The sequence below is a fragment of the Amycolatopsis sp. cmx-8-4 genome, from assembly GCF_046548675.1.
Classification (GTDB): Bacteria; Actinomycetota; Actinomycetes; order Mycobacteriales; family Pseudonocardiaceae; genus Amycolatopsis.
On the sequence record NZ_JAEBDZ010000012.1, the window covers coordinates 171,272 to 183,809 of the forward strand.

Annotated in this window: 15 protein-coding genes; 10 read left to right on the plus strand and 5 right to left on the minus strand. The window is 71.9% G+C overall.

Annotated elements, in window-relative coordinates; translation table 11 throughout:
- Positions 1–61 precede the first annotated feature (61 nt).
- The 4 genes from ACLJQZ_RS25785 to ACLJQZ_RS25800 are packed head-to-tail and all read left to right on the plus strand — an operon-like array spanning position 62 to position 2,033.
- Complete coding sequence (locus tag ACLJQZ_RS25785) at positions 62–1,228, plus strand: hypothetical protein (protein WP_410622439.1); 1,167 nt, start codon at positions 62–64, stop codon at positions 1,226–1,228.
- Between the two features lie 32 nt (positions 1,229–1,260).
- A complete protein-coding gene (locus ACLJQZ_RS25790) occupies positions 1,261–1,593 on the plus strand; it encodes a hypothetical protein (RefSeq protein ID WP_410622440.1) in 333 nt (110 codons plus the stop codon).
- Positions 1,594–1,632: 39 nt separating this feature from the next.
- A complete protein-coding gene (locus ACLJQZ_RS25795) occupies positions 1,633–1,800 on the plus strand; it encodes a hypothetical protein (RefSeq protein ID WP_410622441.1) in 168 nt (55 codons plus the stop codon).
- A 59-nt stretch (positions 1,801–1,859) separates the two neighbouring features.
- On the plus strand, positions 1,860–2,033 hold the full coding sequence (locus tag ACLJQZ_RS25800) for a hypothetical protein (protein WP_410622442.1): 174 nt from the start codon (positions 1,860–1,862) through the stop codon (positions 2,031–2,033).
- A 239-nt stretch (positions 2,034–2,272) separates the two neighbouring features.
- On the opposite strand, the gene ACLJQZ_RS25805 is transcribed toward ACLJQZ_RS25800, so the two are convergent.
- Positions 2,273–3,439: a GAF domain-containing protein gene (locus ACLJQZ_RS25805; protein WP_410622443.1), complete on the minus strand. Its 1,167-nt coding sequence runs from the start codon at positions 3,437–3,439 to the stop codon at positions 2,273–2,275.
- Between the two features lie 144 nt (positions 3,440–3,583).
- Here ACLJQZ_RS25805 and ACLJQZ_RS25810 point away from each other — a divergent pair, with 144 nt between their 5' ends.
- Genes ACLJQZ_RS25810 through ACLJQZ_RS25820 form a run of 3 tightly spaced genes read left to right on the plus strand, consistent with a single transcriptional unit; the run spans position 3,584 to position 6,674 of the window.
- Positions 3,584–5,401 (plus strand): flavin-containing monooxygenase, encoded by a 1,818-nt coding sequence (locus ACLJQZ_RS25810; RefSeq protein WP_410622444.1) that lies wholly within the window; start codon positions 3,584–3,586, stop codon positions 5,399–5,401.
- A gap of 31 nt (positions 5,402–5,432) precedes the next feature.
- Complete coding sequence (locus tag ACLJQZ_RS25815) at positions 5,433–5,990, plus strand: sigma-70 family RNA polymerase sigma factor (RefSeq protein ID WP_410622445.1); 558 nt, start codon at positions 5,433–5,435, stop codon at positions 5,988–5,990.
- Positions 5,991–5,999: 9 nt separating this feature from the next.
- Positions 6,000–6,674, plus strand: coding sequence for an alpha/beta hydrolase (locus tag ACLJQZ_RS25820; protein ID WP_410622446.1), 675 nt, complete (start codon positions 6,000–6,002; stop codon positions 6,672–6,674).
- Positions 6,675–6,680: 6 nt separating this feature from the next.
- Here the strand turns inward: ACLJQZ_RS25820 and ACLJQZ_RS25825 are convergent, their stop codons facing one another.
- On the minus strand, positions 6,681–7,337 hold the full coding sequence (locus ACLJQZ_RS25825; protein ID WP_410622447.1) for a DUF5134 domain-containing protein: 657 nt from the start codon (positions 7,335–7,337) through the stop codon (positions 6,681–6,683).
- 139 nt (positions 7,338–7,476) lie between these two features.
- On the opposite strand from ACLJQZ_RS25825, the gene ACLJQZ_RS25830 reads away from it, so the two are divergent.
- On the plus strand, positions 7,477–8,313 hold the full coding sequence (locus tag ACLJQZ_RS25830) for an SAM-dependent methyltransferase (RefSeq protein WP_410622448.1): 837 nt from the start codon (positions 7,477–7,479) through the stop codon (positions 8,311–8,313).
- 4 nt (positions 8,314–8,317) lie between these two features.
- Here ACLJQZ_RS25830 and ACLJQZ_RS25835 read toward each other — a convergent pair whose 3' ends face one another.
- Entirely contained in the window at positions 8,318–9,034 is a 717-nt protein-coding gene (locus tag ACLJQZ_RS25835; protein ID WP_410622449.1) for a GNAT family N-acetyltransferase, read from the minus strand.
- Between the two features lie 354 nt (positions 9,035–9,388).
- Positions 9,389–10,183 (minus strand): SigB/SigF/SigG family RNA polymerase sigma factor, encoded by a 795-nt coding sequence (locus ACLJQZ_RS25840; RefSeq protein WP_410622536.1) that lies wholly within the window; start codon positions 10,181–10,183, stop codon positions 9,389–9,391.
- A gap of 331 nt (positions 10,184–10,514) precedes the next feature.
- Here ACLJQZ_RS25840 and ACLJQZ_RS25845 point away from each other — a divergent pair, with 331 nt between their 5' ends.
- Positions 10,515–11,246, plus strand: a complete 732-nt coding sequence (locus tag ACLJQZ_RS25845) for an ANTAR domain-containing protein (RefSeq protein WP_410622450.1) — start codon at positions 10,515–10,517, stop codon at positions 11,244–11,246.
- 106 nt (positions 11,247–11,352) lie between these two features.
- Complete coding sequence (locus tag ACLJQZ_RS25850; protein WP_410622451.1) at positions 11,353–11,820, plus strand: hypothetical protein; 468 nt, start codon at positions 11,353–11,355, stop codon at positions 11,818–11,820.
- 22 nt (positions 11,821–11,842) lie between these two features.
- Here ACLJQZ_RS25850 and ACLJQZ_RS25855 read toward each other — a convergent pair whose 3' ends face one another.
- Positions 11,843–12,496 carry a VCBS repeat-containing protein gene (locus ACLJQZ_RS25855; RefSeq protein WP_410622452.1) on the minus strand — a complete coding sequence of 218 codons (654 nt, stop codon included), beginning with the start codon at positions 12,494–12,496 and terminating at the stop codon, positions 11,843–11,845.
- Between the last annotated feature and the right edge of the window lie 42 nt (positions 12,497–12,538).

Below are 12,538 nucleotides of genomic sequence, written 5' to 3' on the forward strand. Positions count from 1 at the left end.
AGCGTGTGCCCCGACCGTTGATCGGACTGGGGGTCCCATGCCACGTAGTCGTCGATTCATCATGCCCATCGGAGCGGTGCTCGCCGCCGGAATGCTCGTCGCACCACCCGCGGACGCCGCGGCGGGGCCGACCACCCTGCCCGCGAGCCAGTACACGCTCAGCGCGAACTACCACCAGTTCGACGCCGTCGACACGGCGCTCGTCTCGACGCTCGGGACCGCCGCCGTGCACACGGTGATGGACAACGCGAACCACGACCGGACCGGACTCCCGTCGTCGTTCGCCCCGGCCGGCCTGTCGACCGGGTTCCAGTTCGACAGCGCGGACAACTCCGACTGCGCGAACTACCCGCAGGGCATCACGACCAGCCGGGACGCGGTCGGCACGGCCGACAGCGGCAACTACGACGGCCACCAGCTCGTGGCCGTCAGCTGGTACACCAAGGCCTCCTGCACGGGCGCGCAGGAACGCAGCCGGATCACGCTGGTCGACTGGGACGCCACCTACCCCAACAAGTACCGCAAGATCCTGCTGGTGCAGCCCACCGGAACCGCGGCGGCGCCGGACTTCCAGGACATCCCGATCCACGCCGGCGGGGTTTCCTGGTACGGCGACTACCTGTACGTCGCCGACACCGGGCACGGCATGCGCGTGTTCGACATGCGCAAGATCCTCAAGACGAACACCGGTGGCACCGCCGACCAGATCGGCCACCAGAGCGGCAGCACCTACTACGCGCACAACTACGCCTACGTCCTGCCGCAGGTCGGCACCATCACGGCGAGCACGACGTCCGGCACCAGCCTCGCCTGGTCGTCGATCTCCCTGGACCGGGTCAGCAAGTCGATCGTGATGGCGGAGTACACCTGCGCGTCGGGCTGCACGGACTACCCGAACCGCGCCCCGCGCGCGGTCCGCTTCCCGTTCGCCGCGGGCGCGACGACGTTCGCCGCGACGACGACGGCGAGCCAGGCGCTGCAGCTGCCCTGGTATAAGCTCAACGGCGTCGCCTCGCACAACGGGCGCTGGTGGTTCAACTCCTCCGGGGACAAGAAGCTGTACTACTGGACCTCGGCGACCGGCTCGGCCACGCACACCTGGGTGGGCAGCGGCGAAAGCCTGTCGTACTGGGAGGACTCGGCCAACGCCGACCTGCTGTGGAGCCTGCAGGAGGGCGCGGGCAGCCGGAACGTCTTCGCCGTCACGCAGGCCACCTACGGGGCCTGACGTAAGCTGGGCGAAACGGCCTAGGAGGAGCAGTGACGGCGAGGCTCAAGCAGCTGCTCGTCGTGCTGCTGATCCTCTTCGGTGTCTTTGCTGCCTTCGGTACGACGACCGGCGCGACCTCCTGGGACGCACCGGTCGCCGCCGCCGGGCCCTCGGTGTCCACACAGGACACACTGGCCGCACCCCACGCCGTCCTGCGCGTCGCCGCGACCGCGCCGGCGCCGCACACCTGGTGGGCGGTCCACCCGCCGTCCCCGGATTCGTCCGCGCCGCACCGGACCGGGCGCGTCCTGGACGCGCCCAGCACCCGATCCGCCGTCTCCCTGCCGACTTCGCAGTCCACTCGGGCACCGCCCGCTCGGTGAACGTTCCCTTGTTCACCATTTCGACGTGAGGACTGCGTTGTGCCCTTTGTCGTGCTCGTTTTGCTGACCGCCACGGTCGTGGCCGCGGTCGGCCTGCTCGTGAAGATGTTCCGGAACGACGAACCCCTGATGGGCGGGTTCGCCCTCTGCCTGCTGGTCGGCCCGGGAGCGGTGCTGGCGTTCCTGCACCTCGCCCTGGACGGCTGACGTCCTGGCCCGGCCGGCGCTCGCCCCGGGCGCCGGCCGGGCTCGCTTCGGCTCAGGAGATGGAGACGGCACTGATCCTCGGCGGCTCGGGTGTGGGCCTGCTGATCTTGATCCTGATCACCACGTTCGTCCTGCTCGGCCGCCGGGCGCGCCGCGGCCGCAAGTCCGGGAAGTACACCTACCGCGCCAAGCCGAACGGGACCTACGACAACTCGTCGAGCACCCCGCACTGACCCGGAACGGCCACCACACCAACCGGAGCAGCCAACACACCGCCCGGAACGGCCAACACGCCGCCCGGAACGGCTAACACGCCGCCCACGGAGTCCCGCTGCCCACACCGCCACCGTGTTGGCCACTCCCGCCACCGTGTTGGCCACTCCCGGTGCCGTGTTGGCCACTCCCGCCGCCGTGTTGGCCGTTCCCGGTGCTGTGTTGGCCGCTCCGGGAAGTGGCTGAGCGCCGGAAGGGTTCAGCCGTCGTGGACGGTCAGCTCCACGCCCTCGGCCAGGCGGTACGGGCGAGTGTCCACAATGGCCCCCAGCCAGCGCCGCAGCCGCGACACCTCCGCGCGGACCGTCACCAGGTGCTCGGCGTCTCCGTACAGCGCCCGGCTCAGCGCCTCCGCCGACAGGCCCGCTGGGCCGGCCGCGCGCAGGCAGCCCAGGATCTCCGCGTGCCGCGGGGTCACCGGGCGGCACCAGCCCGTGTCGCCCGAGCGCATCCGCAGCATCGGCGCCCCGGCGACGTCGAGGTCCAGCCACACCCGGCGTTCGGTGTCGGCCGGGCGCACGAGCCAGCCGTCCGCCAGCCGCTCCGGCAGGCACGCACCCAAGCCCGGCACGGCCAGCACCTGGCCCTCCGACGGTGCGGCGATCCGCTCCCCCGCCGCGATGCCGGCGGCGTGGGCGACCCAGCCGTCGTCGTCGACCAGCAGGGCAGGGCCGGCCAGGACCGGTTCCGCCGTGCGCCGCAGCCGGTCCAGCCGTTCCTGGTGGTGGCGCCACAGCTGCGACTCCACCAAGCGACGGCCGGTCTCCACCAGCGCGCCGATCGCCGGGTGCAGGGTCAGGGCCGGGCCGCTGACGTCGATCACGCCGAGCAGCTCGCCCGTGCGCGGGTCGTGCACCGGCGAGGCCGTGCAGTACCAGGGGTGCTGGTTCTGCTCGAAGTGCTCACCCGCCAGCAGCTCGACCGGCGCGGCTTCGGCGAGCGCGGTGCCGATCGCGTTCGTGCCGACCCGGGCCTCCCGCCAGTCCGCGCCCTCGGCGAACCCCAGCGTGTCGGCCTGGCGCCGGATGCGGGGCGAGCCCTCGCGCCACAGGATGACGCCCTCGGCGTCGGTCACCACCAGGAGCACGTTCGCCGTGTCGAGCACCTGGCCGAGGTCGCCGACGACGTGGCGCAACGGCGAGGCGTGCCGGCGTCGCGCGACCTCGTCGAGCGGGACCGAGTCGCGGGTGTTGATGCCGTCGGCGGCGAGGCCCAGGCTCAGCGCGCGGGACCACGACCGCGACACCAATGGCCGCGGCCGGACGCGCGGGCGGCCGCCGCCGATCACGGCTTCGTGCATCCGGACGAGGTCACGCGCGTGCGCCGGCAGGCTGGCACCGGGCGGTAGGGAGCTGTGCACGCCCATGGGCCACCTCCGCACCGTCGCGTCGGCCCACCAGCCTAGATCCGCGGACCAGGTCCGCCAAGGGCGTGCAACACGGTGCAACCCTTGCCGCCGCGGTTCACCCAGGAGTGTGATCGGGGTTACAGCCGACGCTTGGGAGTGCTCATGACACAGACGGTGGATCGGACGGCCGCGACGGACACGCCGCAGGCCCGGGTGGACGCCTGGCTGAACCGGTTCGAGACGGCCCTCGTGGCCCGCGACGTCGAAGCCGCCGCCGCGCTCTTCGCCGTCGACAGCTACTGGCGCGACCTGGTCTCCTTCACCTGGACGATCAAGACGGTCGAAGGCCGAGACGGCGTCACCGGCCTCCTCGAAGCGACGCTCGACCGGATCGACCCGTCCGGCTTCCGCACGACCGAACCGCCGACCGAGGCCGGCGGCGTCACCGAGGCGTGGCTCGAGTTCGAGACCGCGAGCGGCCGCGCGAAGGGCCACCTGCGGCTGAAGGACGAAGGCGCGTGGACGCTGCTGACCAGCCTGCGCGAGCTCAAGGGCTTCGAGGAACGACAGCGCGACCGGCGCGCGAAGGGCGTCGAACACGGCGTCGTCCGCGGCCGGACGTCCTGGGCCGAGAAACGCGCCGAGGAAGACGCACGTCTCGGCTACGAGCAGCAGCCGTACGTCGTGGTCATCGGCGGCGGCCAGGGCGGGATCGCGCTCGGCGCGCGGCTGCGCCAGCTCGACGTGCCGGCCCTGGTCCTGGAGCGCAACGCGCGGGCCGGCGACTCGTGGCGCAAGCGCTACAAGAACCTCTGCCTGCACGACCCCGTCTGGTACGACCACCTCCCCTACCTGCCGTTCCCGGAGAACTGGCCGGTGTTCGCGCCGAAGGACAAGATCGCCGACTGGCTGGAGATGTACACCCAGCTGATGGAGGTGCCGTACTGGACGAGCACCGAGGTGACGTCGGCGAAGTGGAACGCCGAGGCGGAGCAGTGGCTGGTGACCGTCATTCGCGACGGCGAAGAGCTGGTGCTGACGCCGCGGCACGTCGTGTTCGCGACCGGGATGTCCGGCAAGCCGAACGTCCCGGCGTTCCCCGGGATGGACGACTTCGCGGGCGAGCAGCACCACTCGTCGCGGCACCCCGGCCCGGACGCCTACGCCGGCAAGAAGGCGGTCGTCGTCGGGTCCAACAACTCCGCGCACGACATCTGCGCGGCGCTGTGGGAGCACGGCGCCGACGTCACCATGATCCAGCGCTCCTCGACGCACATCGTGAAGTCGGATTCGCTGATGGACCTGGGCCTGGGCGACCTGTACTCCGAGCGCGCGGTGGCCGCGGGTGTCACCACCGACAAGGCGGACATGATCTTCGCGTCGATCCCCTACCGGATCATGGCGGGGTTCCAGACGCCGGTGTACGACGCGATCCGCGAGCGCGACCAGGACTTCTACGAGCGCCTGGAGAAGGCCGGTTTCCGGCACGACTGGGGCGACGACGGCTCGGGCCTGTTCATGAAGTACCTGCGCCGCGGCTCGGGCTACTACATCGACGTCGGCGCGGCCGAGCTGGTCGCCGACGGGAAGATCAAGCTGGCCCACGGCCAGGTCGATCACCTGACGCGCGACGCCGTGGTGCTGGAGGACGGCACCGAGCTGGCGGCCGACCTCGTCGTCTACGCCACCGGCTACGGCTCGATGAACGGGTGGGTCGCCGACCTCGTCGGCCAGGAGACCGCGGACCGCGTCGGCAAGTGCTGGGGCCTCGGTTCGGAGACGACCAAGGACCCCGGGCCGTGGGAGGGCGAGCAGCGCAACATGTGGAAACCCACCCAGCAGGAGGGCCTGTGGTTCCACGGCGGGAACCTGCACCAGTCGCGGCACTACTCCCTCTACCTCGCGCTGCAGCTCAAGGCGCGGTTCGAGGGGATCCCGACGCCGGTCTACGGCCTGCAGGAGGTGCACCACAAGGCGTGAACCGTCCGGGCGTGCCCGACGTGTTCGCGGTGTGAGGTCACGCACCGCGGAAGACGCCGAGATCACGCAGTGGGCCCAGCTCGCCGGCCACGGCGACCGCCAGGCCCTCGATCGGTTCCTGCGGGCGACCCAGCCGCACGTCCGGCGGTTCATCGCCGGGCTGAGCGACACCCAGACCGCCGACGACCTGACGCAGGAGACGTTCCTGCGCGCGCTGGGCGGCCTCGGCCGGTTCCGGGCCGATTCGTCGGCCCGGGCCTGGCTGTTCACCATCGCCCGGCGGGTGGTGGCCGACCACATCCGCGGCCTGCGCGCCCGCCCGCGTCAGGCCGCGCTGGCCGACTGGCAGTCCGTGGCCGAGGGGGTCGCCCCCGCGGTGTTCGAGGAGCGGGTCGTGCTCGGTCACCTCGTCGCGGACCTCGAACCGGACCGGCGGGACGCCTTCGTGCTCACCCAGACGCTCGGACTGTCCTATGTGGACGCGGCCGCGGCGTGCGGCTGCCCGGTCGGCACGATCCGCTCCCGGGTGGCGCGCGCCCGCGACGACCTCACGGCGGCGATGCGGGAAACCCCCGCCCGGTGCGCCTAAGCTCGCCGGATGACCCCACTGGCGGGACGTCTCGTCACCGAGACACTCGGCTACGACGGCGGCCGGCCGGTCACGGCGTACGTTCCGGCCGCTCCGCCCCGGTTCGTCGTGTTCGCCGGTGACGGTCCGTCGATCGCGTCGTGGGGCAGCGTTCTCGAGGCGGCCGGTTCGCCGCCCACGATGATCGTCGCCGCGCACCGCTCCGACGACGAGACGCGGCGGATCCACGAGTACTCACCGGGCGAGAGCACGACCGAGTTCGGTTTCGACCCGGAACGGTTCGCCGCCCACGAGACGTTCTTCGTCGAGGACGTCCGCCGCTGGGCGCGATCGCGCTTCGACCTCGCGGTACCCGTCGAGCGAACCGCGGTGCTCGGCGTCTCGGCCGGTGGAGAGCTCGCGCTCGCCGTCGGGCTGCGTCATCCCGACGTCTACGGCGCGGTCTTCTGCGCATCACCGGGCGGCGGGTACCGGCCGCCCGCGGTGCTGCCGGAGCCGCTCCCGCGCACGTACCTCGTCGGCGGTACGAGCGAGCCGTGGTTCCTCGCGAACGCGACCCGGTGGGCCGACGCGCTGCGCGCCGCCGGTGCGGACGTCGTCCTGGAAGAACGGACCGGCTCCCATGGCGGCGCGTTCTGGCGGGCGGAGCTCCCGCTGATGGTGGCGTGGGCGTTGGCCGCTTGAGCAGGACTACGCCATCGCGACGAGCAGGCAGCCCATCCCGACGCTGGTGAGGATCCGGCAGGCGCCCAGCAGCCGCGGTGACCGGTTCCGCTCGGCCGTTGCCCCGGTGCCGGGCCCGCTGACCAGGGTCGCGCCGAGCCGGACCGTGTGCGCCGCGAAGTACCCGGCCAGCACCCACGCGATGATCGGCACCGCGAGGCCCGTGCCGACCCCCGCCACGGCGGTCATGCCGGGCATGGCGGCCATTTCGTGCATCCCCGCCATGTCCATCCCGGCCATGTCGGACATGTCGTGGGCGGCGGGGATGCCGAACATCGGCGGCAGCTCGGGCATCGCGACGACCATGTACAGCATCGCCGCGCCGCCGACGACGTGGTGCAGCTCCCCCACCGGGGCCCGCCGGCGCAGGATGCGCGCGGTGAACCACACCGTGACGCCGCCGAACAGCGCGATCCACACCGGCGCGGGCAGCGGGTCCATCGCCGGCACGACCGTGACGGCCATCCCCGCGCACAGCACGAGGTGCGACGCGTGGGCCGGGCCGTCACCCCACCCGGCGGCGGGCCCGTCACGGCGGGAGAGCACCCACCGCCCGGCGTAGTACGCGGCGAGCAGGAGGAACACGACGCCGAGCGCCAGCCGCAGCGCGAACGAGGCTGTCATCGCACCACCTTTCGAGGAGGATCCGCGCATAGGTCGGGCGGCGAGGGCGAAAAGTTCCCGGCGGCCCGGCGTCACCCCGGCCCACCCGGATGGTTACGGTGGGTGGGAGTTTCTCCCCGCGGACAGGAGGCGCCCGGAAATGCCGTCGGACGATGCCGGTTCCCTGAACACCCCGGTCGGCGTCGACCCGGACCGGGCCAGCGTCGCGCGCGTCTACAACTACCTGCTCGGCGGCAAGGACAACTACGAGATCGACCGCAAGACCGCCGACCAGCTGGCGGCGTCGATGCCGGACGTCGTCGAGGTGGCCCGCGAGAACCGGCTGTTCCTCATCCGGGCGATCCGGTTCCTGGCCCACCAGACCGGGATCTCGCAGTTCCTCGACTGCGGCTCCGGGCTGCCGACCGCGGAGAACGTCCACCAGGTCGCGCAGCGGTTCGACCGGCTGTCCAAGGTCGTCTACGTCGACAACGACCCGGTGGTCACCGCGCACGGCCGAGCGCTGCTCGAGGACAACGAGCTGACCCGCTACGTCGAAGGCGACATCTTCGACCCGCGCAGCATCCTGGACCACGAGGTCGTGCGCGGTCACCTGGACTGGACTCGGCCGATCGTGTTGTCGCAGGTCGCCACCCTGCACCACCACAAGGGCGACCGCCACGCGCCGGCCGAGGTCATGCGCGAGTACATCGACGCCCTGCCGCCGGGCTCGCACGTGCTCATCTCGCACCTGCTCGACCCGCAGGAACCCGCGGACAGCGACGCGGCGCGCCAGCTGTCGGACGTCGTGGCCCGCGGCTCCCTCGGCGGCGCGACCTGGCGCACCCACGAGGAGATCGCCGAGCTGTTCGACGGCCTGGAGCTGATCGACCCGGGCATCGTGCCGCTCTACCAGTGGTGGCCCGACGGCCCGCGCATCAAGCCGGTCACGGTCGCGCACCGCATCATCGCCGGCGGTCTCGCCCGCAAGCCGTGACCGATCAGGGTTTCGTCCAGGCCGAACGCCGGTAGCGGCGGAACCCCGCCCGGCCGAGGTTGGCGGCGCTGACCGACCCGGCACGCGCCGTCGCGACGGCCAGCACACAACCCGCGTCGGCCGCCACCCGCAGCCGGTGGCGCAGCAACCGCGGCTGGGCGCCCCGCCCCCGGTGCTCCGGCAGGGTCGCCGCACCCCCGAGCACCGCGACGTCACCGTGGACGGTCATCCCCGCGGCGGCGATCGGCGTCCCGCCCTCGACCAGCAGAAACCGCCGCATCGCCGGCACCCGGTGCTCGGCGGCTACGAACGCGGCGACCACGCCGGTGACCTCGTACCCGGCCAGCAGGACGTCCACGACGTCGTCGGCGTCGTCGGCCTCGGTGATCCCCGGGTCGGCCGCGGGCGGCTCCCCGAGCCGTCGCACGGCCAGGAGGCGGTCCTCCGTCCGCACCAGTCCTTCGGGCACCTCACTGCCGGTCGTGAGCACAGTGGGGTCCCAGCCGGCCAGCAGGCCGTCGAGCGCGGGCAGCGTCTCCGGCGTCACCCCGGAGACCGTCGACAGGAACCCCAGGGCGGGATCGGTGGCCAGCACGGCCAGCAGCCCGCCGTGCTCCCACACCCGGAACCGCCCCGGCAGCCCGGCCGCGGTCGCCGCCGCGCAGGCCAGCCCCATCCGGCGGTGCAGCGCCCGCTCCGCGTCCCCCACCTCGATCGACACGTCTCCAGCATGCCCCGCCGGCCAGGTGATCGTTTTGACGTCGATCGTGGAGTCGCCGGAGTTCTGGTTCTTCTCCCCCCGTGCCGTCCAGGGTGTTGCCGGTGATCAGGCCGTCGTGGGTGCCCTCCTTGATGTCGATGCAGTCCCAGCCGAACTGGTGGATCTTTGGTGTGGTCGGCGTAGTACGGCGTGTACGCCGCGCCCGCGGTGACCTGCTTGGTCATCGTGTTGAGGGCGGCGCCGAGCGGGCGGCCTGGTTCGCGGGTGTCCCGGTCGGCCACCTCCGGCGGCACGTCGTTCCTCGACGGCACGGGCGGGTACGCACCGGCGTTCCGGACCGCGACGCTTGTGACCCTAGCCGTCGAGCTGTTCGCGCAGCTGGTGCAACGTCTTGGCCAGCAACCGGGAAACCTGCATCTGGGACACGCCGACGCGGGCGGCGATCTGCGACTGCGACAGGCCGTCGAAGAAGCGCATCCGGACGATCGCCTGCTCCCGCACCGGCAGCTTCTTCAGCAGCGGGACGAGCGTGTGGTGGTCCTCGACGAACCCGATCCCGGCGTCCGGCTCACCCATCACCTCGGCCAGGGAACTGGAGCCCTCGCCGTTGTTGAGCGGCTGGTCCAGCGACGACGTCTCGTAGCAGTTCGCCGCGAGCAGGCCGTCGCGGACGGTCTCGACGTCGATGCCGAGGTGACCGGCGAGCTCGCTGGGCGTCGGGGCCCGGCCCAGGTGCTGGGCGAGCTCCGTGGTGCCGCGGGAAAGCCGGCCTTGCAGCTCCTGCAGGCCGCGCGGGACGCGCAACGCCCAGCCGGTGTCGCGGAAGTGCCGGCGGACCTCGCCCATGACGGTCGGGACCGCGAAGGACAGGAAGTCCGCTCCGTGCGTGGGATCGAACCGGTCCACCGCTTTCATCACCCCGAGCCGGGCCACCTGGACCAGGTCGTCCCGGGGCTGGCCCCGGCCGCTGAACCGGGTCGCGATGTGGTCGGCGAGCGGGAGGAACTCGAGGATCAGCCGCTCGCGCAGCCGCGCCCGGCCGGCGTGGCCCTCGGGCAGGGCCGCCAGCTCGGCGAACAGCGGCGCGCAGTGGGAGTAGTCGTCCCGCTTGCGCTCGCGGGATCGCGGGTGGTCGTGCGTGGCCGGCACCGGGACGGCTTCGTCCTGCTCGGTGCGGCCCGCGACCGGCGTGACGGTCGTCAAGGCGGCCTCCTCTCGTCGGGCTGCTGGTACCCCCGCCACGGCGGGGCAAACCTCGTTCCGCGGTGACGGACGTCATCGTGACGCTGCGGTTACGAACGGTCTCCACCGGTAGGCCATTTGGTCCATTGTGGACGGCCAGGTCGCGGGCCGCCGAACGCCTCACGCACCCGGGGCGCCGACCCGCTAGGATCCCTGCTGATCCGTTGAAACCACAGCGGTTGTGGTGGCGGCCGCGACTTCGGCCCCACGTACGCAGCAGTGGCGAACGGAGACCGGAATGGCGGACACGGACCTCACCGGGCAGCTCGACGAACTGGCCGCGTCGGCCTCGGCCCTCACCCGCGCGCTCGAGTCCCAAGACGGCGAGCAGAACGTCCTCGACACCATCGTCACCGAGGCGGTCAACGCGTTCCCCGATGCCGACATGGCCAGCATCACCGCGATCCACCACGGCGAACCGGAAACCGCCGCGCATTCGGACCAGCGCGCCGTCGACATCGACCGGCACCAGTACGAAGCCGGCGACGGCCCGTGCCTGCAGGCCGCCGAAACCGGGCGCGTCATCCGTGTGTCGCTGTCCGCGGCGACGCGGGAATGGCCGGAGTTCACCGCGCACGCCACCTCGCTCGGCGTCGGCAGCTACCTCGCGGCGCCGCTGAACGTCGACGAGACGCTCGACGGCGCGCTGAACCTCTTCGGCTTCGGCGACCACGGCTTCGCCGAAGCCGAATCGCACATGCTCAGCGTCTACACCACGCTCGTCGCCTTCGGGCTGCGCACCGTCCGCCGCTACCGCGTGGCCTTGACGGAGTGCGAGAACCTCACCACCGCGATGCGGTCGCGCGCGGTGATCGAACAGGCCAAGGGCATGCTGATGGCGATCCACCGCATCGACGCCGACGACGCCATGCGGCGGCTCGTCCGCCAGTCGCAGCAGACCAACGTCAAACTGCGCGACGTCGCGCACCGGTTCGTCACCACGGTTTCGGACAAGGACGCCCGGTCCTGACGCCTCTCGTACCCGGGTATGAGGAAGCCGGCCCGCTTCTCGTGCCCCGGTACGGACTTCGGCTTCCCGCACGGCGGCGGCCCGATGGCCTGCCTACTTTCGGCTCATGGACATCCGAACGGACCACCCCACTCCCCCGGGCACGCTGGTCGCCGCGTTCTTCGGCTACCTCGTGTCGACGATCTCCGCGCTGGTCGGCGCCGGGCTGCTGCTCGGCTACCGGGACGAGCTGGCACAGGCGCTGCGCACCGCGAGCGCCGGCTCGTCTTCGGCGCACCTGACCGAAGACCAGATCCAGCGGTCGGCGACCTTCGGGCAGGCGGTGGGGATCGGGGTGCTGGTCGTGCTCGCCGTGCTGTACCTGTTCCTGAGCTTCCGGCTCAAGGCCGGCCGGAACTGGGCCCGCATCGTGCTGACGATCGTCACGCTGCTGCAGGTGGCGTCCCTGGTGGCGACGTCGGGCACCGCGGTCAACTACGTCAGCACCGCGGTGTCGGTGCTCGCCCTGGTGTTGTCGTACCTCCCGGCGTCCAACACCTACATCGCGCGCGTGAAGCACGCCCGCGCCGGGTGACACCTCCCGACGTCGCCGCGGGTCAGGCGCAGCTGCCGGAATCCGTGGCCAGCACCGGGTCCTTCGCGGGACGAGCGCTGAACGGCGTCTTCTCGTGGACGCTCAGCGCGCCGTCGCGCAGCGTGTAGACGGTGCGGGTGCCCGAGTATGTCAGCTGGTCGACGGGGCGGCTGACGTCGTCGGCCTCGGCGGCGACGGTCGTGAAGGCGCGGCCGCCTTCCAGGGGCGTGCACTGGTAACCGAGGTGCGCGGCGACGCCGCCGCCTTCGGCGACCGAGAACGGCTTGTCGTCGGCGCCGACGACCTGGCTCAGGTTGCGGCCGTCGTAGTGCAGCACGGAGTAGAACGTCGTGTTGGCGCCGATGGACTGCGCGACGACCAGCTCGGCCCGGCCGTCACCGTTGAGGTCGGTCACCCGCGGCGCCTCGATGCCGAACTGGCTGTCGGCCGGCAGGTGGATCGACGTGTACGTCCCGTTCACCGTGGCCGAGATCAGCTGGTCGCTGTCCCCGGTCAGCTGCGCGGTCACGGTCTCGATCTCCCCGTTGCCGTCCAGGTCGGCGACGGTGGTGACCGGGTCCGGGCCCGCGGCCATGGCCGGTGCGGCGGCGGCGAAACCCAGCGCCGCGGCGAGGCCGGCGACGGTGGCGGTGCGGACGAGTCCGGTGCGGTTCATGAGATCTCCCTCCGTCTTCCGGTGATCTTTTCACCGAAAGTG